The 403-nt window shown below is 46.4% G+C and carries 1 rRNA gene; it reads left to right on the top strand.

From position 1 onward, the window contains the following. Window positions 1–327: 327 nt before the first annotated feature. Window positions 328–403 (top strand): 16S ribosomal RNA (locus tag HMPREF2743_RS02765); the annotation flags it as partial.

Here is a 403-nt window from a genome sequence, read left to right on the forward strand (position 1 = left end):
TGAGAACTCAATAGTGTGCCAATGTACTTTTTTGTTGGTTGATTTTTTGTTCTGGCCGTGATGCGTTGTATGTGTGTTGCGGTTGGTGTATGCCGGATGGCGCTTTTCCTTTAGCGGCGTCATTGTAAATAACATAAGTTGTTTGGGCGTATGGTTTAAATCTTCTAACGGGCCAGCTCCTTTTTATCCTCGTCGGGTTGGGGGTTGGTTTGGATTTTTTCTTTATGTAATTTTTGGATAGCCAGTCTGCGTGGTGTGTGCGTGTTGCGTTCGCATCACGCGGTTTGGTTTGTTCTTTTTGTTAGGTTTGGGCTTTTCACGGCCTTTTTTGTGGAGAGTTTGATCCTGGCTCAGGACGAACGCTGGCGGCGTGCTTAACACATGCAAGTCGAACGGAAAGGCC

Source organism: Corynebacterium sp. HMSC036D02 (genome assembly GCF_001836165.1).
Taxonomy (GTDB): Bacteria; Actinomycetota; Actinomycetes; order Mycobacteriales; family Mycobacteriaceae; genus Corynebacterium.